The organism is Nocardioides luteus, from assembly GCF_015752315.1.
GTDB lineage: Bacteria > Actinomycetota > Actinomycetes > Propionibacteriales > Nocardioidaceae > Nocardioides.
The window spans coordinates 4,508,070-4,527,402 of the sequence record NZ_JADOVJ010000001.1; the positions used below are offsets into that span (position 1 = coordinate 4,508,070).

Below are 19,333 nucleotides of genomic sequence, written 5' to 3' on the forward strand. Positions count from 1 at the left end.
GCCTTCTACCCCGACCCGACCGGTTCTAAACCGAAAGCCCGAAAAGTTCTCACGACTCACCGTCGGCGCGCGGCTCGGCCTGACATTCTGCTCAGGGGTCCAAGGCGACGCGGGCGCAACTGACTGAGGAGGCCAGATCACATGATCAACGAGTGGTGGATCGAAGATGCCGGCGAGCGGTACTGGATGGAGATCACCAACCGCAGCGACATCGGCGAGAACCTCATTGCCCCCAAGGCCGCCGACAACGGCGCGGAGTACTGGTCTTACACCCTCGTCAACCACGTCATCCCGGGCGACATCGTCTTCCACTGGGACAAGAACGCCGGCCCCGGCATCGTCGGATACTCGGTCGTCAAGGACGAACCGTTCAGCTCGACCATCAGGTGGCAGAGCCGCGGAACCTATGGTCGGGCCAACGCCCCCACGGGAAAGCCCAAGTCCGAGCCTGGCTGGGAGGCTCTGCTGACTGGGTACGTCCCTCTTCCTGCGCCGGTCACCCAGGAGCGACTCCGGCAGCTCGAGGCGAAGGTCCGTGCTGTCCGCGATCAGCTCTCGGCCGAGATCGACGGCCCGATCTACTTCCCCTACGCACTCTCGGACAAGCGACCCCTTCGTGCCGCCCAGGGATACCTCGTCAAGTTCCCCCAAGCCCTGGTCGAGGCGATCCCCGAGCTCGACAAGGTCCGTGAGCTCGCAGAGGGGCCACACATCCCCGCGGCAAGCGGGTCCACAGCTACGTCCCGAACGGCCAGCACCGGTCGGCTCCGAGATCCAATCCGCAAAAAGGCCATCGAGACCCACGCCGTCAAGACAGTCATGAACCTCTGGGATGACGACGGCTACGAGGTCGAAGACGTCGGACTCTTCAACCCATGGGACATCACCGCCACCAAGGACGGAATCGAGATCCACATCGAGGTCAAAGGCAGCAGCGTCACACGTGAGACCGTCGACCTGACCGACGGCGAAGTCCGCCACGCAGAAGGCCACAGCCCCACGATCCTCGTCGTCGTCGACCAGATCAACGTCACCAGCACCAACGAATGCTCCGGCGGACGAGTGAGGATATGGGAAGACTGGCTGCCTGATCGCAACCAACTCATCCCCACGGCATACCGGTACCCACTCCCGGAGTGAGGCCGGGCTAGCTGGGACCGACATTGCACCTCCGGCCCCCGCCCCGATCCCCAGGGTTTGCACGCCGCCACCTGGCATCAAGGGCGCAGGAGCGTTGCTACGCAATGGGCTACGCCCACCCTTGACACCAGGCGACACCGAGCAATCTTGGCTGGCTATCGGTTCGGTGGCACTCATCTGGACTCCCTCATGGGTGCGGACACAATCGCGGACACAATGCGGGTCGATTTGCCCGGAACAACCACAACTGACAGGTGCGCTCAACGCGCAGGGGGCAGGCTCAGCCCAAGGCAGCAGCGGAGCAGTGGCGATATCAGCGGGTTGTAGGTTCAAGTCCTACATGGCGTACCAAACAAGACTCCTGACCAGCACAAACGGTCGGGAGTTTCTTGCATTTCAAGGCCCTGATACCCGGTGCGTAAGGAATGCGGTTCACGAGCCCGTCTCCCCGCCCTCGTCATTCTGGCCGGTTTCAGAGTCCTCAGCGTTCGCTACGCAACTCCTGAGGAACTCGACTCCTACGTCTTCCTGCCACTCGTCCCAACTCCCCTGCAGTCGCAGCATGTGCGACCTCACGCTGAAGGCCCGCTCCGACCATTTTCCCAAGCCCCCGCGTTGGGCGCTCGCGCGTACGACCTACCTCGCCAACTTCTTCAAACGCGTCAGGGTCCACTTGTCCGCGTGGACTACCCCTACGGTCTTGTGGCGCGGAAAGACCGGGCCGCGCTCGACAAGACTCAGGGCAGTACGTGCTGCATGTTGCACGGTCACATCGTCGCCCAATGCCTCGGCTATGCGGATGAGCGCCAGGTGCCAGCGGAAGAGCACATTCGGAAACTGAGACGTGCCTCGTTCGAAGAAAGAGTTCAGGAGTGCTTGAGCCTCGTTCACACTGGCTGCGTCGCCCTTTTCGATCAACACTTCAGCGAGGGCAATCTCGACCGTGCACGACGTCCCGTTGAGCGTCGGATGTTCGGCTAGCAGCCTGCGAAAGTACGCCTCGGCAGTTGCCGGATCGTCGCCCGTGTACGAGTCGCCGAGGTGCTCCAAGGCTGCCGCCTTCTGGGTGACGGCCAACTCATCAGTGCTCTGGAGAACCCGTTCCCACAACTCTCGAGCCCCGCGGATCTCGCCTGCGTCGCTCAGCGCAAGTCCTTTGATGCGCATGTACTGAGCGCGGTTGTTGGGCCGCGCACGCAAGACGCGCGCCTCGAAGTCGGCCTGAGCCGCGAGTGACCAGTCGGGAGAGCGGAACCAGTCTTTGGGCACCGAAACAGTGTGGCAGCCTGGTCGTCCCTCATGGCCAATCGCCTAGGATCAGGAACATGCAAGGGCTCCGGACACCGGCACCCGGGCGCGGGACGCGCCTGGCGCTGGCCGCTGTCGCGGTGGCGCTGTTCGGGCTGATGTCGATGCACGGTTGGGGATCGCACGTCGGTGCTCATCCGGTGGGTGCCGCGCCCGAGAGCGCCGGGGTCATGGTCGTGATGGACCAGGGCGGCCCGCATGCATCCGGCCCGCTGACCGCGGCCGACAGCTCGGCAGGTCACCAGAGCCAGATCCCCGGCGACGAGGAGGGCGGGGGTCTCCTCGGCCTCTGCCTCGCGATCCTCACCGGACTGGTCGTGGGCATCGTGCTGACCCTGGCGCGACGTGGCATCCGGATCCTCCGCAGCCTGCTGCCCACCTGGCCGAGTGGCTCCTTCTCCGGGCGGGACCGTGACCCACCCGATCTGCTCCGACTCTGCGTGATCCGCTGCTGACAGGTCGTCGCCACGAGGCACCCACCCGGGTGACTCGGGCTTTCGCCTGCCCAGACCAACATCACGTAGATGGAGTAACTCTCATGCGCAAGACCCTGACGGCCGCCGTGCTCGCGGCCGCGCTGCTCACGCTCGCTGCCTGCGGCGGCGAGGACGACAGCGACACGACCGCTGGACACAACGACGCCGACGTCACGTTCGCCCAGCAGATGATCCCGCACCACCAGCAGGCCATCGACATGGCCGAGGCCGCCGAGACGCGGGCCGAGAGCCAGGAGGTCAAGGACCTCGCCGCCGACATCGAGGCCGCACAGGATCCCGAGATCGAGACCATGACCGGCTGGCTGGAGTCGTGGGGCGAGGACGTACCCGACGGCGGCATGTCCGACATGGACCACGGCGACATGTCGGACGACATGAGCGGGATGATGTCGGAGGAGGACATGACCGCGCTGGAGGGCGCGAGCGGCGCCGAGTTCGACCAGATGTTCCTCACGATGATGATCGAGCACCACGAAGGTGCGATCGAGATGGCCAAGACCGAGCAGGCCGACGGTGAGTACGCCGACGCCAAGGCCCTGGCCGAGGACATCGAGACCGCTCAGACCGAGGAGATCCAGACGATGCAGGAACTGCTGAAGTCCTGACCGTCGTCCACGTGTGTCGGGCAGGCCCGGTGCCTGCCCGACACCTCCCTCGATTTCCGGAGCAACCTCATGAACCGAACCTCCCCCGTTGCCCTGACCATCGTCGTGGCAACGGCCCTTCTCTCGACCGCCTGCGGCGCGGATCCGCAGTCTGATCGACCGGCCGCCGACGGCCACACCGAGGACGCGACCGAGGTGGGTCACATCCACGGCCTCGGGGTCGATCCCGCCGACGACACCCTCTACGTCGCGACCCACTTCGGCCTCTTCCGCGTCGACGACGCGGGCGAAGCGGAGCGTGTCGCCGACCGGTGGCAGGACACCATGGGCTTCACCGTCGTCGGTCCCGGTCACTTCCTCGGCAGCGGGCACCCCGATCTGACCGAGGACCTCCCGCCGCACCTGGGACTGATCGAGTCCACCGACGCCGGCGAGAGCTGGACGCCGCTCGCGCTCCAGGGTGAGGCCGACTTCCACATCCTCGAGCCGGCCGGCGAGCTCCTCTATGCGTACGACGCCACCACCGGCCGCCTGCTCCGCACCGAGGACCGGAAGCAGTTCGAGGAGATCCTCACCGGCGACCTCGTCAGCGTCGCCGCCACCGAGGAGGCCGAGCAGCTCTACGCAACCACCGGCGACGGACAGCTCGTCAGCATCGATGCGTCCACGGGCCAGGCCCAGGAGCTCGGCGGTCTGGTCACCGCGTACGTCGACATCACGGCCGACGGCGACCTCGTCGGCATCGGTCCGGACGGCGTCGTCCGGGTCAGCGACGACTGGGGCGAGAGCTGGCAGGAGGCCGGTTCCATCGGCGGCCGTCCCGCGGCCTTCACGGTCACCGAGCAGGGCTGGTACGCCGCCACGGCCGAGGAGGCGTACCGCTCGAGCGACGACGGCGAAAGCTGGGAGCGGGTGCTGTCGAGCTCCTAGGAGCGGACAGGCGAATCTGCACCCGCCCGAGACGGCTCGCCTGCGGTTGCCGGGGCCGGCAACCGCAGGCGCCGCAGCAGGAGCGCATTGACCGCGACCAGGAAGCTCGAACCCGACATCGAGAGGGCCGCGATCTCCGGGCGGAGCATCAGCCCGAACGCCGGTACGAAGACGCCGGCCGCGATGGGAAGCGCGACGGCGTTGTAACCCACGGCCCAGCCCAGGTTCTGACGCATCTTGCGCAGGGTGCCGCGGCCGATGAGCAGGGCGACGGGGACGTCGAGCGGGTCGGATCGCATGAGGACGACGTCGGCCGCCTCGATGGCCACATCGGTCCCAGCCCCGACCGCGATACCGACATCGGCCTGGACGAGCGAGGGTGAGTCGTTCACCCCGTCGCCCACCATCGCGACGACCCTGCCCTCGGCCTGCAGCTTCTCGACCTGCTCGGCCTTGTCCTGCGGCAGCACCTCGGCGATCACCGTGTCGATGCCGAGTTCCGCGGCGATCCGCTCCGCCGTGGCCCGGTTGTCGCCGGTGAGCATGACCACGTGGATGCCGGCCTCGTGCAGAGCCGCCACGGCAGCCGTGGAGGTCTCCCGGATGGCGTCGGCGATGCCGACCACAGCGACCGCGCGGCCGTCGACGGCCACGAAGATCGCGGTGCGCCCACCGGCGGCGATCTCGTCGCGCCGGCGACCCAGATCTGCCTCGTCGATGCCCTCGGACTCGAGCAGCCGACGGTTGCCGACCGCGACCCGGTGCCCGTCGACCTCGGCGACGGCGCCGATACCCGTGACGTTGCGGAAGCCGGTCGCCCGCAACCTCGGGACAGCGGCCTCGTCGACGTACCGGACGACGGCGCGGGCCAGCGGGTGCTCGGACTCGCGCTCGACGGCACCGGCCAGCGCCAGCAGCCGCGTACGGTCGATGTCGCCGAGGACGACATCGGTCACCTCCGGCTCCCCCTTGGTGAGGGTGCCGGTCTTGTCCATGACGACGGTGTCGATACGTGCCGAGGTCTCGATCGCGGTGGCGTTCTTGAACAGGATCCCGCGCTTCGCGCCCAGACCGGAGCCGACCATGATGGCGGTCGGCGTCGCGAGCCCGAGCGCGTCGGGGCAGGTGATCACCACGACCGTGATCGCGAACAGGAGCGCTGTCGTGACCGCGGCGCCGGTGGCCCACCAGACCAGGAAGGTGGCGGCTCCACCGATCAGCGCGACGAGCACGAGCCAGAAGGCGGCCTTGTCGGCCAGTCGCTGGCCTGGGGCCTTGGAGTTCTGCGCCTGCTGCACGAGCGCCACGATCTGCGCGAGCGCGGTGTCCGCGCCGACCTTCGCGGCACGCACCCGCAGCGTCCCGCTCGCGTTGACGGTGGCGCCGGTGACCGCGTCGCCGGGTGCCTTGTGGATCGGCAGGCTCTCCCCTGTCACCATGGACTCGTCGACCTCGGACTCGCCCTCCTCCACGATGCCGTCGGTGGCGATCTTCGCGCCGGGACGTACGAGCAGCAGATCTCCGACCCTGACCTCCGAGGTCGGCATGTCGACAAATTGACCGTCCCGGATCACCGTCGCCCGGGGTGGGGCGAGGTCGAGCAGCGTACGGATGGCGTCGTTCGCTCCGCCGCGGGCGCGCATCTCGAACCAGTGGCCGAGCAGCACGAACGCCGCCAGCACCGTGGCGGCCTCGTAGAAGACCTCGCCACCGCCGGTCAGGGTGACCCCGAGGGAGTAGAGCCAGCCGGCACCGATGGCGACCGCGACCAGCACCATCATGTCGAGCGTGCGCGCCTTGAGCGCGCGCCAGGCTCCGTCGAAGAAGATCCACGACGAGTAGAAGACGACCGGGATCGACAGGATCAGGCTGAACACGTCGTCGCGCAGCCCGAACGGCGCCGGGCCGTCGAAGCCCAGGACCTCGCGCCCGATCGGCGACCAGAGCAGGATCGGGATCGAGAGCACCAGGGCCACCAGGAACCGGTTGCGCATGTCGGTGACCATGTCGGCCATCGACATGCCCTCGTGACCCCCGTGCCCCATCGCCTCGTGCGGCGACATCGTGGGAGCGTGCTCGTGGTCCGCATGTGCCGCGTGGTCCGCACGTGCCGCGTGGTCCCCATGGGCCGCATGGTCGCCGGGAGACGCGAGCGGGTCACAGATGTGGTCGGGCACCGACTGCCCGGAGCAGTGATAGCCGCACTCGCGGACCCAGTCGCGCAGCTGCGTCACGTCAGTACGCTCCGGATCGAACGTGACGGTCGCCGTCTGAGCAACCGGGTTGGCCTCCACGCCGAGGACACCCGGCCGACGCCCGAGAACGGACTCGGCCACCGCCTTGCTCGATGCCCAATGGACTCCCGAGACCTCGAGGACGGCTGTCACCGCACCGTCGTGGCTGCCGGCCGGGTCACGGTGGTGCTGATGCTCGTGGTTCATGCTGTGCCGTCCTTCACCAGTGACCATTTCCACAGCATACCCCTACGGGGTACCACGGCAAGGCCCGTACGTCGTTGGGGAGAGGGGCCTTTGGACCTCTCACAAGGTCCCTGTTGCCCTGCTGATTCCCCAGCCCGCTCGTGAAGATGGAGAGGAGTTCCGCCGAGAGGAGCACAGCCATGCCGTGGATCACGACCGGCGCCAGCCGCGTCGGCCCTTCGAATGCCGGGCGGCGTGCCGTCGATGACGCCCGACCGGAGCCTGCGAGCCGATGGGGTGCGGTTCGCGACACCGTCGGCGCGGTGACCGGCACAGTCCTGGGGATCGCTCCCCACGTCCTGCACCACATCGGACTCCTTGCGGGGGCGGCGCTGATCACCGGCTCCACGGGCAACGCTCTGTTCTACGCGATCGGCCTGCTGCTCTCGGTGCCGATGCTGCGGCGCCTCCACCGGCGGTTCCAGTCGCTGTGGGGGCCGACGATCGCGGTCGCCGTGTTCACCGGTCTGTTCTCCCTGTCGGCCTTCGTGATCGGACCGGCGATCTCCGGCAACAGCGACACCCCGCCGCCCTCGAGCCCGACGGACCACGGCCCGGGTTCTACGGACGAGCACGGCCACTGAACGCGAGCGCTGCCCAGGAGGTCGGGCCCGCACTGGTCCGCCACCACAACAGACTGCTGAGTGCGGCGAGCGCGAGCAGCCAGGCGACCGCGTACAGCAGCGGCACCACCTCATCGAACGAGGCGGTGAGCGCGCCGTCGAGGACGAGCCGTGTGCCTCCGTACGCCGGCAGCCATCTCGCCCACGCGTCCGGCTGGGCACTCAGCATCGGGCTCTGGGAGATTCCTACGTCCAGGAACGGCACCAGGAAGGCGAGGAACACTCCGCTCACCCGACCGAAGAGCGGTCCGACGAGTACCCCGACAAGGGCGTAGGTGGCGGCGACCAGCACGTTCCCCAGGGCGTAGACGGGCCAGTGTGCCGGGGAGAAGACCGCCGCTGTGACGGCGAGCGACACCGCTGCCGCGACCAGCACCGCGGCACCGATCGTGGTCAGCCGGACCGCCAGGAGGACTCCCGGACGCAGCCCTGCCAGGCACAGCCTTCGATCGGTGTCGCCCGTGGCGAGGACCGTGAACAGGCCGACCAGCATGGCCAGTGACGCGACGGCGATGGGAGCCATCGTTCCCGCATGGATCTCGGCCGGGTCGAACATCCTCACCGCCAGCCGACCGCTCTCACGCACCGCGATCCCGGTGTGTCCGTGCGGCGTGATGACGTCGGAGAGCACGATGAACACGGCGGGCACGACCGCCAGCAGCACCCACATGGCCGGGTTGCGTACCAGCTCCCGCATGCCCGTGCCGAGGCCCCGGCGGTACTGGTCGCTGCGGGATCCGGCTGCGTGCCTGCTCCGGCGGCTGCCGCGGCCGACAGCCGAGGTGCGGGCGATGAGCAACGCCGAGCCGCCCAGCGATGCGGCCACCCACGCGACGCTGATGCCCACGTCGCCGAGCCAGGCCGCGTGCCCCGAGGGTGTGTCGGCAAGCCACAGCGAGATGAAGTGGGTGGGCAGCACACGGGTGACCGGACTCTCGCTCGAGGACAGGGTCGGCCCGAAGAACACGTCGAGGATCCACACGAAGAGCACGACGACCGTGCCGTTCACCGGGTCGCGGGCGATGCTGCCGACGGCGGCGCCGATGCCGAGGTAGACCAGCGCGAACATGGTGGTGCCGATGATCAGCCGGACCGGGTGGTCCAAGGGCTGCCGCAGCGCCAGCACGGTCAACGAGACGGCAGTCGCGGCCACTGCCAGGAACGTGCCCGTCACGAGCCGGGCCGTGACGAGCGCGAGCGACCGAGCTCCGCACAACAGCAGCCGACGGTCGGTGTCGCGGGCGGCCGAGACCTGGAAGTACATGGCCACCGCCGCGAGAAATCCGGCCGCCCACCCCGCCGTGGCCTGCTCCAACGCCGTGCCGTCACCGCCGAGGAGCCGCGCCGCGTCCGCGAGCGAGTCCGCGGCGACGAGGACGAAGACGACCGGGACCAGCACCAGCACGATCAGGTTGGTGGAGTTCCTCGCGTAGTCACGCAGGAAGCCGCGCGCGAGAGTCCACCAGGTCACCGCGGGACCGCCTTTCCGTCGCGGATCTCCACGATCCGGTCGAAGCGGTCCTCGTCGACGACGAAGTGGCTCACGATCAGGGCGCTGCGGCCCGCGGCCCGACGCTCGGCGACCAGGTCCCAGAACTTGAGGTACGTGTCGAAGTCGAATCCCGCATAAGGCTCATCCAGCAACAGCACCTCGGGATCGGCCAGAAGAGCCAGGGAGAGGTTGAGCTTGGCCAGCGTGCCACCGGACAGCTCATCGGCTCGTACGTCGGCGTAGCGTGCAAAGCCCAAGGTCTCGTACAGGCCCTCGGCCGAGGTACGGGCCCGCGCGGAGGTGAGCCCGTAGGCGGCGCCGAACAGCTCGACGTGGTCGTCGCAGGTCAGCCGCCCGTACACCTGAGGGACCTGGGGGCAGTATCCGATGCGCCCCTCGTGGGTCACCGTTCCCTCGTCCTGGGCCAGGGCCCCGACCAGGATCTTCATCATGGTGGACTTTCCTGATCCGTTCTCGCCGACGAGGCCCACCACCTCGCCCGCACCGAGCTCCAGATCGATCCCCCGCAGCACCGGGTGCCGGCGCCGCCGAGGCCACCAGCCTCGACGGAACGACTTCACGATCCCCGCGGCGACGAGCACGTTCCTCACCGCTACGGGCTCGAGCATCACGTCAAGGTCCGCGGTGCTCATCGTTCGCCTAGCGGTGTGAGCGCGGGTCGCGCCGATGGTCGGCGTCGTGATGCTCGCTTCCTCCGCCGCCCTGCATGCCCTTCATCATGAAGATCATCATCAGCGGGCAGAGCAGAAGGACGGCGATCACAGCAAGGGACCCGAAGGGTACGCCGGCCCACAGAGCCCCCACGAAAGCGATTGCTGCCGCGACGGCGAACAGGCCCAGGTTCGAGGTCTTCATCGGTCTTCTCCTCAGCGTCCGGCGGTCGAGCCGCCTGACCTCAGCCTGGCCCTGCACACCGTCCGCGGCGAGGGCAGTTGGGCGACGGCCCGGGGGCAGTTGGTCCCGGGCGAAGGTCCTCGGTGCGAGCGGTCCTTCGACCCCGGGCGAGGTTCCTGCTGCCCTGCTGCTCCCCTCTCGTCGCTTGTGACGATGACGCGGAGGGCTGGGCCGAGAGGACGTGCCGAGAGGAGCAGAGTCATGTGGCAGGACCCTGAGATCGGGCGCCGGGCTGTCGTGCGCGGCGCTCTCGGAGTCCTGGCGGCCGGGGCCCTGGGCTCGTGCGGCGGCTCCGGCAGTCCAGGCACGTCCCGACCCGTCGGACCGCACTCCGACGCGGTCCGTGCAGCCGAGCGGTTGCGCCGTACGTCGGGGCAGCGTGTCGTGACCCGGAGCATCACCGCTCGACCCGGATCCGTCGACCTGGGCGGCAGGACGGTGTCGACCTGGACGTACGACGACGCCCTACCCGGGCCCGAGCTGCGGACGAGGGCCGGTGACCTGCTGCGGGTCGAGCTCACCAACGACCTCCCCGACGAGACGAGCATCCATTGGCACGGGCTGGCGTTGAGCAACGACATGGACGGCGTGCCGGGCCTGACCCAGGACCCGATCAGCGCCGGATCGAGGTTCGTCTACGAGTTCACCACCGCCGACCCCGGGACGTACTTCTTCCACCCGCACACCGGGGTCCAGCTCGATCGTGGCCTGTACGGCGTGCTGATCGTCGACGACCCCGCCGAGCCGGGTGACTACGACCAGGAGTGGGTCGTCGTCCTCGACGACTGGATCGACGGCACCGGACAGACACCCGACGATGTGCTGGAGCGCCTGGCATCGAGCACGGGGCACGGCGGGATGATGGACCGGACGATGCAGTCGGAACTGCTGGGAAGCGCCGGAGACGTCGACTACCCGCTCTACCTGATCAACGGACGCACCCCTCGCGCGCCGGTGACCTTGACCGGTCGCCCCGGGCAGCGGGCCCGGGTCCGGATCGTCAACGCCGGCTCCGACACCGCCTTCCGGGTCGCTCTCGGCGGCCATCGGCTGACGGTCACCCACTCGGACGGGTTTCCGGTGAGACCGGTCGTCACCGATGCCCTGCTGATCGGCATGGGCGAGCGGTACGACGTGATCGTCGATCTCGCTGACGGGGTGTTCCCGCTGGTCGCGCAGGCTGAGGGCAAGTCCGGTGTGGGGCTGGCGCTCGTGCGCACCGGCGCAGGCGCCGCGCCAACGGTGGGGACGACTGTTCGCGAGCTCGACCGGCAGGTCCTGCTGGGCACCGATCTGGCCGCGGCGGACGGTGTGCGGCTCGGTTCGCGGAGCATCGACAGAAAACTGGACGCCGTGCTCGGCGGCGGGATGATGTCCTACCGGTGGACGATCAACGGTGCCGCGTTCCCCGACGCCGATCCGCTGGAGGTGGCGCAGGGCGAACGGGTCAGCCTCCGCGTACGGAACACCTCGATGATGTTCCACCCGATGCATCTGCACGGCCACACCTTCGCGCTAACGGGGAGCGGCGTCCGCAAGGACACGGTGGTCGTGCGCCCCCATCAGAGCCTCGAGGTCGATCTCCAGGCCGACAACCCCGGCCAGTGGGCACTGCACTGCCACAACGTCTACCACGCCGAGACCGGCATGATGACCGTGCTCTCCTACCGGCGGTGACCCGGCTCGCGCGGGGCACGGGCCGAGGTCACAGGGCGCCGACGGCGCGGAGGACGAACTCCTCGATCCGCTCGGCCGGCAGGTGGCGGGTGCCGAGGACGGCGTGGACGAGGGCGAGGGTGGCGTCGACGTCGGTGACGACGAAGTTGCCCCGGTCGGCGCCCTGCTCGAGGATCTCGGCGAGGACCTGCTCGACGGCCACGATGTGCTCGCGGATCTCCTGGCGGGCCTCCTCCGGGAGCCCGCCGTAGACCTGGGGTCCGAAGCCCATGTGGAACTTCTCGCCCAGCGCGAGGTGGTTGCGTACGTAGATCCGCAGCCGCTCCGCCGGATGCTCACTCGCCGCGAGCTGTGCCTGGAGGGAAGCGACGTACTCCGAGGTCTCGTGGGTCGCGAACGCGACCATCACCGCATCGCGGTCCTTGAAGTGGTGGTAGATCGCGGTGCGCCCGATGTCGGCGCGCTGGGCCAGCTTCGACATGGTGACGGCGTCATAGCTGCCCTCGGCCATCAGCTCCGCGAACGCCTCGAAGATCCGCTCGCGCACCAGCCTGCGGTGCTCGGCGACGTTCTCGGCGGCGATACGGGGCACGAGAACGAACCCTAGTTCACGTGCGATAGGTGTCGAGGCGAGCGCCGAGCTCCTCGAAGAGCGCCTGGTTGAGACCGAAGGCGACCTGGACCTCCTCGACGATGCGCATCTTCTCCGCAGGGTCGAGGTCCAGGGCGTCGAGGCGGGCGCGGTAGCCGTCCTTGTAGGGCTTCGGCTTCGGGATCTCGGCGAACTCGTAGAACGCCACCCCTTCGCCGTCGAGCTCGAAGAACCGGTCGAGCAGCCGGCCGATCGCCTGGCCACCGGAGAGATCGCCGAGGTAGCGGGTGTAGTGGTGGGCCGCGTAAAGACCGCCCCAGGCCCGGGTGGCCTCGATCCGGTCGGCGTACGCATCGGCAGCCGCCGACTCCACGCCGTCGCGCTCGACACCCGGCGCCCACACGGCCAGGTCGGCGTCGATCGCGGCCAGGCGCTCCAGCGCGAGGTCGTGGACGGCCGCGGCGATGGGGTCGGTGGCGGCCAGGTCACGGCCCACCGACTCGAGCGCGACGTAGACCTTGCGCAGGCGCAGCAGGTAGTCGGCGTACCCCTGCTTGTTGACCCGTCCGGCCAACAGCTCCTCCATGAAGGAGGAGGTCTCGGCGGCGGTGTGCTGGACCCGGGAGCCCTCGCGCATCAGTGCGGAGAGCGGAGCTCCGGAGGTCTCGTCGACAAGGAGGGCGGACATGTGTGCTCCAGAGAGGTCGGGGCGTCGGGCGGGCGGCGTTCCGAACAAAGATATTGACACACTGTCAGAAAGTCATCAAGGCCTTGGTTAGGTTACCCTAAGTAGCACTCGATCGTGATTGAGAACGAGTTTTTACAATCCGGACGGAAAAGAACAGCCCGGGCACAGGATCCATACGGCCGATCCATATCGAAGGCGACTTCCGGGACATTGGTCATTTCTGCCTCGAAATCGGCCCCGAGCACGACGTGTTACCGGCGAAGTTACGGGGAAATTCTGTGACCTCGGGTCTGGATTGAGCGCTGGGCGACGGCGAATCGACGTGGCTAGACTCCCCGCTTCGTCACGGCGAGTCACAGCAACCGGGGGGCTGCAGAGGCTGACTTCTACTCGTCGTGCCCTGTCATCGACAGTTATCAACACCATTGGAGAAGTCACTTGCGCTCCCCACTCTCGGTCCGCGGAGCCGCCCTTGTTGCGGCGACCGCGATGATCGGTCTTTCCGTGACCGCGGCCCCGGCGACTGCGTCGGCGGAGAAGCCCCAGGCCAAGGCGTCGTCGGTCGCTCTGACCGTCAACGTGTCTGACAAGGTCAAGGCGGACACCGGCCGCTACACCGCCACCTACAACGGCAAGAAGACCGTCAACTCCGGCACCAACAAGCCGGCCCTTCCCCTCCTCGAGGGCGAGCAGCAGCTGCTCTCCGTCGGCGTGTTCGCCCAGGACGCCGCCGCCGCACTCCGCAACGGCACCGTCTACTCCGGCGCCTGCTCGGCGCTGGCCGGCAAGGGCGCGACCCTGGTCTCCATCGGCGACGGCTCCAGCTGCGTCAAGCCGGGCGAGGCCGTCACGGTGAACCTGGCCGAGCTCGACCTGCAGAAGCTGGGCGCGACCACCGACTACGTGCTCAACGACGAGAGCAAGGACTTCCACGTCAAGCTCGGCCCGGTCAACGACCTGGTGCAGAACGTCGTCTCCGGCGTGCTCACCAAGGTCGGTGGCCTCTCGGTCGGCGTCGACCTCGACGCCGCGGAGAGCACCTGCGTGGCGAAGGGCAGCACGTTCAAGGGCGACACCCAGCTCAAGAACGCCGCCGTCACCGTCAACGTCCCCGGCAAGGGTGACATCAAGGTCGCCGACCTCCCGGCGAACCCGAAGAAGAACACGACGGTCGTCCCGGACCTCTCCCCGGTGACCGACGCCGTTCTCGGTCGCGTCGACACGCTGCTGCAGTCGGGCCTGAAGAGCCAGGCCGCGGGCGGCCTGGACATCTCCATCCGCGTCGACCTGATCGAGCACATCAAGGAGCAGCTCGCCGTGCTGCTCAAGGGTCTCGAGACCGACCTGGTGAAGCTCACCCTGAACAAGCAGACTCTGAACAAGCAGGCCGGGACCGCCAAGTCGCTCGAGGTGTCCGCTCTGGACATCAAGGTGCTCGACGCCGTGAAGAAGGTCGGCGTCCCGACCGCCGCCAAGGTCGCCATCGGCACCAGCACCTGCGGCACCAACGGCCTCACCGCCGCCGAGGAGAAGGCTGCGGCCACCGGCGACAAGAAGAACGTCGACGTCGTCGTCTCCGGCGACAAGTCCGACCCGGACACCAGCGTTCAGGCCAAGCCCGACAACGCCCCGGCCAACGCCGAGCTCAACCTGCTCTCGTCGCCGGCCGCCAAGGGCGGGTTCGCCGCCGGCGCGCTCGTGCTGCTCGTCGCCGCCGCTGCCGCCACCCGGTGGTTCCTGCTGCGCCGCGCACACGCCTGATCCACTGATCAGCACCCCGTCCCGGGCCAAGGCTTCCAGCCTTGGCCCGGGATTCTTCTTGGGGTGAGCGACCGGGCGGCGCGCCTGCGTGCCGACCGCTGCAGGATCCGACAAAGTTGCGCCGCCCCCGATGCTCCCCAGAGCTCTTCCCCAACTCTCTGGAGTCCCCCCATGCTGCGCCCCTTGGCGACCGTGCTCGCCGTCGTACTCCTCTGCGCCGGTTGTGCCGAGATCTCCCCGCCCGACACCGCGGTCCAAGCCGGATACGGCGCCGAGAGCGGTGAGGAGGTCAGCCTCCCGCTGACCGAGGCCATCGCGAAGCTCCCGGTCGCCAAGGAGGTCACCTCCGGCTACGAGCGGGAGAAGTTCAACCACTGGGTCGACGCCGACGGCGACTGTCAGGACGCCCGCAACGAGGTGCTCCTCGAGGAGTCGAGGAAGAAAGTACGCGGCAGGTGCGAGGTGAGCCGGGGCACCTGGCTCTCCACGTACGACGGCGTCACCCTCAAACGCCCCGGCGGCCTCGACATCGACCACATGGTCCCGCTCAAGGAGAGCTGGGAGTCCGGCGCCGACGCGTGGAACGACGAGCAGCGGGAGGCGTACGCCAACGACCTCGGCGACCCGCGCGCCCTCATCGCCGTCACCGCCGCGACCAACCGCAGCAAGGGCGACCAGGACCCGGCCGACTGGATGCCCGACGCCACGAGCTACCACTGCACGTACGTCGCCGACTGGGTCGCCGTGAAGATCCGCTGGAGCCTCTTCGTGGACCGTGCGGAGAAGGCCGCGCTGAAGCGGATCGCGGCAGGCTGCGACAACCCCGTGATCACCGTACGTCTGGCCCGGGCCGAGCAGCCCGAGGGCGACCGCGGCGAGGGTGAGGTGCCCGCGGGCGGCACCGGCGAGGACCCCCGCTTCGACACCTGCGCCAAGGCCGCCGCGAAGGGCTACGGGCCCTACCGGAAGGGACGCGACACCGAGTACGAGTGGTATCGCGACGGCGACCGCGACGGCACCGTCTGCGACAGCTGATTCCGCCCTGCAGAAGCGGGCTACTCGCCCGTAACCCCCGTTGTCCCACCCCGTTGAGTGTGACGAAGGTCAAAGGGAGGGGAGAAGTACGTGCGCACAACACTCATCGCGCGAGGAGCCGCAGTCGCGGCCGCAGCTGCCATGGTTGCCTTGTCAGCCGCACCCGCGAGCGCCGCGACGGTGTCGCAGGCGTCCGCAACCGCGCTGAGCCTGGAGCTCGCCGGCACCGGGGCGAGGGACACCGGCACCTATGCCGTCACCAACAACGGCTCCACCGAGTCCGCCGAAGGCACCAACGAGCCGCTCATCACCGCGCTCGGCGGACAGAAGGCGATCCACGCCGGCACGCTGGCCCAGGACGCCGTGGCCACCAAGGACGCCACCTCGGCAGCCTGCTCGGGCCTGGCCGGAGACGGCGCGACCGTGGTCGCCGTGGGATCCGGCGACTGCCTCAGCGGCGGCGACAACATCTCGCTCGATGCGGCCAGCCTCGACTTCGCCGACGTCGAGCTCGTCTCGTCCGGTCTGTTCCAGGGTGTCGACCGGCAGCTGATCGCCGAGCTCGAGAAGGTCGGGCTGAGCCAGACCAAGGTCACCGATCCGCTCTCGAAAGCGCTGAAGGATCTCCTCGCAGCGATGGGTGACCCCGGGCTGCACCTCGACCTCGGCGCCGTCCAGAGCAGCTGCACCGCCGACAAGGACAAGGCCTCCGGCGACAGCAGCCTGGCGAACAGCCGGGCCTACATCACCGTCCCGACGGTCGGCGACGTCACCCTGGTCGACCTTCCGGTCGACCCCGACGTCAACCAGAAGGTCGTCACCGACCTGACCGGAGTGACCGACGCGATTCTGGATGCCTTGCGCACCCAGTTCACCAAGGCCCTGAACGGCGCCCTGGCACCGGCCAACGGTGGGCTCGACCAGCTTCAGACGCAGGTGCTCGACACGGCCCTCGGCCAGATCGAGACGCAGCTCGCGCCGCTGGAGGAGAACGTCCTCGACATCACCCTCAACGCCCAGACCACCTCGCCGGGCGCGATCACGGTGACCGCGCTCGACGCGAAGGTCCTCCCGGCCGCCCAGGAGTTCGTCGGTGGCAGCCTGGCCCACCTGACCATCGGCACCAGCAGCTGCGGCCCGAACAGCCCGATCGCCAAGACGGTCAAGAACCCGCCGAAGGCGGACAACCCGCCGGCTTCGGTCCCGACCGTCGTGACCGCCGGGATGGAGAGCTACGACGACGGCAGCGCCGGTCGTATCGCCCTCGTCACCCTGCTGCTCCTCGCGGCCGCGGGCGCCGGCGTGGCGACGTACGTCCGCATGTTGCGGCGTGGCTGAGACTCACACCGACTCGTCGCCGCGGCTTGCCGCGGCGGCGAGCAGCCTGTGGACCTCGCTGGTCGTGCTCGCCGTGGCGATGGTGCTGGCGGGACTGGTGTGGCCCAGCGGCAGCGCCGCGGTGGAGGTGCCACCCGGCGCTCCGCAGCGCCTCGAGCTGCCCGGGCTGAACACGAAGGCCAAGGTCGTCCCGATCCGTCTCGACGGCGAGGTGCTCGACCCGCCGCGCAACCCTCGCGAGATCGGCTGGTGGGTCGGCAGCGCCAAGCCTGGCTCGGCACAAGGTCAGACGGTGGTCACCGGCCACACCGTGCACACCGGTGGCGGCAGCCTCAACAAGCTCGACCACATCGAGGAGGGGCAGGAGGTCGACATCGTCACCAAGGACGGCACCTTCCAGCACCAGGTCGACTCCGTCGAGGTGCTCAGCCGCAAGGAGCTCGCCGAGCAGGCCCAGCGGATCTTCGGCCAGGACCACGGCGACGGCCGGCTGGTGATCATCACCTGTACCGACTGGAACGGCTCGTCCTACGACAGCAACATCGTCGTGATGGCGCACCGGTTCAACGCATTGCCCAAGGCGCAGAGGAAGAGCTAGAGGTAGAGGCCCGTCGACTCGTCGGCGATCCGCTCCGCGGCAACGGCGTGCACGTCGCGCTCGCGCATCAGGACGTACACCTCGCCGGCGACCTCGACCTCGGGCTTGTCGTCGGCGTCGAAGAGGACCCGGTCACCGATCTCGACGGCCCGCGCGTGCGGGCCGACCGCGACCACGCGTGACCAGGTGAGCCGCCGAGCCGCGCCCATGGCGGCCGTGGCCGGGATGACGATGCCGCCCGAGGAGCGACGCTCCCCGGCGTCGGACCCGACCTCGACCAGCACCCGGTCGTGGAGCATCTTGATAGGGGTCTTGTCGGTCACGTTCCGTCTTGCCTTGCCGGTGGGGGGATGGGTCAGTTGACCTTGGTGATCTTACGCAGCGTCGCCATGAGCAGGACGGTGCCCACCACTCCGCCCACGGTCTTGGCGATGTTGCCCATCCTCGGCTCGCCGGAGACCGGGTCGACGTAGACCGCCTTCACGGCCGCCACCTGGCGCTGAACGATCGTCTTCGGGCTGCCCCGGTAGATCAGCTCGTCGATGGTGCCCGCGAGCCGCTCGCGGATCTCTTCGATCTCGGACTCGAGCGAGGAAGTCTGGTCCTTGGACATGCCCAGACCTTAGCAACCGGCGTACGTCCACTGCGTGCTCCACCGCTGCGGTTCGCTCGATCTCTTGGGTAGGTTGTCGACATGACGCGTCTCGAGCCGGGCGATGTTGCCCCCGACTTCACTCTTCCCGACGACACCGGAGCGGAGGTCTCGCTCAGCAGCCTCCGCGGCCGCAAGGTGATCGTCTACTTCTACCCCGCCGCGATGACCCCCGGCTGCACCAAGCAGGCCTGCGACTTCACCGACTCGATCGACTCGTTGAAGGCCGCCGGTTACGAGGTCGTCGGCATCTCGAAGGACAAGCCCGCCAAGCTCGCGAAGTTCCGCGAGCGTGACGGGCTCACCATCACCCTGGCCTCCGACGAGGACCTCTCGGTGCACAAGGCGTACGACGCCTACGGCGAGAAGAAGCTCTACGGCAAGGTCGTCGAGGGCGTGATCCGCTCGACGTTCGTGGTCGACGAGGAGGGCAAGATCGAGGTCGCGCAGTACAACGTCAAGGCGACCGGTCACGTCGCCAAGCTCCGCCGCGACCTCAACCTGGTGGGGTAGGCCTACTGCTGGTCGTCGGGCTTCTGGAAGTCCGGCGGAGGAGGTACGTCCCCCGGGATCTCCTTGGGAGGCTCGACGACCACGGGGCCGGTGCCGGCGCTCCACTTGGCACCGGTCTCCTTCAACCACTCGCCCGCGTGGGCGGCGACCTCGGTGGCGGCCGCGCCGACCTGGAGCAGGCCGGAGATCGCCTGGTTGCGCGGCGAGTCGGCGTCGGGAGCCGACGCCATCTCGGCCCGCTTGGCCTCGATCTGCGCCTTGAACTCGCCGGCCTTCTCGATGGTCTTCTCGCCGCCGGTGACAAGGTGAGGCGCCGACTTCACCTTGGCGTCCTCGACTGCGGGCTTGGCGCCTTCGACGCCCTTCTGGACGCCATCGCGCCAGTTGGACGCGCTGTCCTTGAACGACATGACTTCATCCCTCTCTGGATGGGGTGTTGTTCTTCCATCCTTGAGGGTCAGGTACCCGTTGTCCATGGGGATCGCCCCT

The 19,333-nt window shown here is 68.5% G+C and carries 21 protein-coding genes; 11 read left to right on the plus strand and 10 right to left on the minus strand.

Translation table 11 applies throughout. The features are described from left to right. Window positions 1–141: 141 nt before the first annotated feature. Window positions 142–1,140, plus strand: coding sequence for a protein NO VEIN domain-containing protein (locus tag HD557_RS21600; protein WP_196875410.1), 999 nt, complete (start codon window positions 142–144; stop codon window positions 1,138–1,140). Between the two features lie 636 nt (window positions 1,141–1,776). Here the strand turns inward: HD557_RS21600 and HD557_RS21605 are convergent. Then, window positions 1,777–2,409 (minus strand): hypothetical protein, encoded by a 633-nt coding sequence (locus HD557_RS21605; protein WP_196875411.1) that lies wholly within the window; start codon window positions 2,407–2,409, stop codon window positions 1,777–1,779. Window positions 2,410–2,465: 56 nt separating this feature from the next. Here HD557_RS21605 and HD557_RS21610 point away from each other — a divergent pair, with 56 nt between their 5' ends. The 3 genes from HD557_RS21610 to HD557_RS21620 all read left to right on the plus strand — a co-directional run bounded on the left by HD557_RS21610 (window position 2,466) and on the right by HD557_RS21620 (window position 4,480). Next, entirely contained in the window at window positions 2,466–2,903 is a 438-nt protein-coding gene (locus HD557_RS21610; protein WP_196875412.1) for a DUF6153 family protein, read from the plus strand. Window positions 2,904–2,986: 83 nt separating this feature from the next. After that, window positions 2,987–3,550, plus strand: coding sequence for a DUF305 domain-containing protein (locus tag HD557_RS21615; protein WP_196875413.1), 564 nt, complete (start codon window positions 2,987–2,989; stop codon window positions 3,548–3,550). 69 nt (window positions 3,551–3,619) lie between these two features. After that, a complete protein-coding gene (locus HD557_RS21620) occupies window positions 3,620–4,480 on the plus strand; it encodes a F510_1955 family glycosylhydrolase (protein ID WP_196875414.1) in 861 nt (286 codons plus the stop codon). Here the strand turns inward: HD557_RS21620 and HD557_RS21625 are convergent. Then, the gene (locus HD557_RS21625) at window positions 4,477–6,921 is read right to left on the minus strand and encodes a heavy metal translocating P-type ATPase (protein WP_196875415.1); all 2,445 of its coding nucleotides are present in this window, start codon (window positions 6,919–6,921) and stop codon (window positions 4,477–4,479) included. The genes HD557_RS21620 and HD557_RS21625 overlap by 4 nt on opposite strands. A 179-nt stretch (window positions 6,922–7,100) precedes the next feature. On the opposite strand from HD557_RS21625, the gene HD557_RS21630 reads away from it, so the two are divergent. Then, window positions 7,101–7,544, plus strand: a complete 444-nt coding sequence (locus HD557_RS21630) for a hypothetical protein (RefSeq protein ID WP_231380401.1) — start codon at window positions 7,101–7,103, stop codon at window positions 7,542–7,544. Here HD557_RS21630 and HD557_RS21635 read toward each other — a convergent pair. From HD557_RS21635 to HD557_RS21645, 3 genes are read right to left on the minus strand one after another with little or no spacing between them, the layout of a single operon-like run. Continuing rightward, window positions 7,522–9,054 carry an ABC transporter permease gene (locus tag HD557_RS21635; RefSeq protein WP_196875417.1) on the minus strand — a complete coding sequence of 511 codons (1,533 nt, stop codon included), beginning with the start codon at window positions 9,052–9,054 and terminating at the stop codon, window positions 7,522–7,524. The genes HD557_RS21630 and HD557_RS21635 overlap by 23 nt on opposite strands. Then, window positions 9,051–9,728 (minus strand): ATP-binding cassette domain-containing protein, encoded by a 678-nt coding sequence (locus HD557_RS21640; RefSeq protein WP_196875418.1) that lies wholly within the window; start codon window positions 9,726–9,728, stop codon window positions 9,051–9,053. The genes HD557_RS21635 and HD557_RS21640 overlap by 4 nt, the downstream gene beginning before the upstream one ends. A gap of 7 nt (window positions 9,729–9,735) precedes the next feature. Continuing rightward, entirely contained in the window at window positions 9,736–9,951 is a 216-nt protein-coding gene (locus HD557_RS21645; RefSeq protein ID WP_196875419.1) for a DUF2933 domain-containing protein, read from the minus strand. A gap of 240 nt (window positions 9,952–10,191) precedes the next feature. Between HD557_RS21645 and HD557_RS21650 the strand changes: the two genes are divergently transcribed. Beyond that, window positions 10,192–11,667: a multicopper oxidase family protein gene (locus tag HD557_RS21650; protein ID WP_196875420.1), complete on the plus strand. Its 1,476-nt coding sequence runs from the start codon at window positions 10,192–10,194 to the stop codon at window positions 11,665–11,667. Window positions 11,668–11,695: 28 nt separating this feature from the next. Here the strand turns inward: HD557_RS21650 and HD557_RS21655 are convergent, their stop codons facing one another. Continuing rightward, a complete protein-coding gene (locus HD557_RS21655; protein ID WP_196875421.1) occupies window positions 11,696–12,259 on the minus strand; it encodes a TetR/AcrR family transcriptional regulator in 564 nt (187 codons plus the stop codon). 16 nt (window positions 12,260–12,275) lie between these two features. Continuing rightward, window positions 12,276–12,947: a biliverdin-producing heme oxygenase gene (locus HD557_RS21660; protein ID WP_196875422.1), complete on the minus strand. Its 672-nt coding sequence runs from the start codon at window positions 12,945–12,947 to the stop codon at window positions 12,276–12,278. Window positions 12,948–13,436: 489 nt separating this feature from the next. Between HD557_RS21660 and HD557_RS21665 the strand changes: the two genes are divergently transcribed. The 4 genes from HD557_RS21665 (at window position 13,437) to HD557_RS21680 (ending at window position 17,679) form a co-directional block, all read left to right on the plus strand. After that, window positions 13,437–14,708 (plus strand): hypothetical protein, encoded by a 1,272-nt coding sequence (locus tag HD557_RS21665; protein ID WP_196875423.1) that lies wholly within the window; start codon window positions 13,437–13,439, stop codon window positions 14,706–14,708. A gap of 171 nt (window positions 14,709–14,879) precedes the next feature. Next, on the plus strand, window positions 14,880–15,743 hold the full coding sequence (locus HD557_RS21670; RefSeq protein ID WP_196876504.1) for an HNH endonuclease family protein: 864 nt from the start codon (window positions 14,880–14,882) through the stop codon (window positions 15,741–15,743). A gap of 150 nt (window positions 15,744–15,893) precedes the next feature. Further along, window positions 15,894–17,081, plus strand: coding sequence for a hypothetical protein (locus tag HD557_RS21675; RefSeq protein WP_196875424.1), 1,188 nt, complete (start codon window positions 15,894–15,896; stop codon window positions 17,079–17,081). Next, window positions 17,074–17,679 (plus strand): class F sortase, encoded by a 606-nt coding sequence (locus tag HD557_RS21680; RefSeq protein WP_008363373.1) that lies wholly within the window; start codon window positions 17,074–17,076, stop codon window positions 17,677–17,679. Before HD557_RS21675 ends, HD557_RS21680 begins: the two co-directional genes overlap by 8 nt. On the opposite strand, the gene HD557_RS21685 is transcribed toward HD557_RS21680, so the two are convergent. Together HD557_RS21685 and HD557_RS21690 are read right to left on the minus strand one after the other, a co-directional pair. Further along, window positions 17,676–18,002, minus strand: coding sequence for a GroES family chaperonin (locus HD557_RS21685; RefSeq protein ID WP_008363372.1), 327 nt, complete (start codon window positions 18,000–18,002; stop codon window positions 17,676–17,678). The two genes, HD557_RS21680 and HD557_RS21685, sit on opposite strands and share 4 nt — an antisense overlap. Before the next feature lie 32 nt (window positions 18,003–18,034). Then, window positions 18,035–18,292: a DUF3618 domain-containing protein gene (locus HD557_RS21690; protein ID WP_008363370.1), complete on the minus strand. Its 258-nt coding sequence runs from the start codon at window positions 18,290–18,292 to the stop codon at window positions 18,035–18,037. 81 nt (window positions 18,293–18,373) lie between these two features. On the opposite strand from HD557_RS21690, the gene bcp reads away from it, so the two are divergent. Beyond that, a complete protein-coding gene (bcp, locus tag HD557_RS21695) occupies window positions 18,374–18,844 on the plus strand; it encodes a thioredoxin-dependent thiol peroxidase (protein WP_196875425.1) in 471 nt (156 codons plus the stop codon). Window positions 18,845–18,846: 2 nt separating this feature from the next. Here the strand turns inward: bcp and HD557_RS21700 are convergent, their stop codons facing one another. Beyond that, complete coding sequence (locus HD557_RS21700; RefSeq protein WP_196875426.1) at window positions 18,847–19,254, minus strand: hypothetical protein; 408 nt, start codon at window positions 19,252–19,254, stop codon at window positions 18,847–18,849. Window positions 19,255–19,333 lie beyond the last annotated feature (79 nt).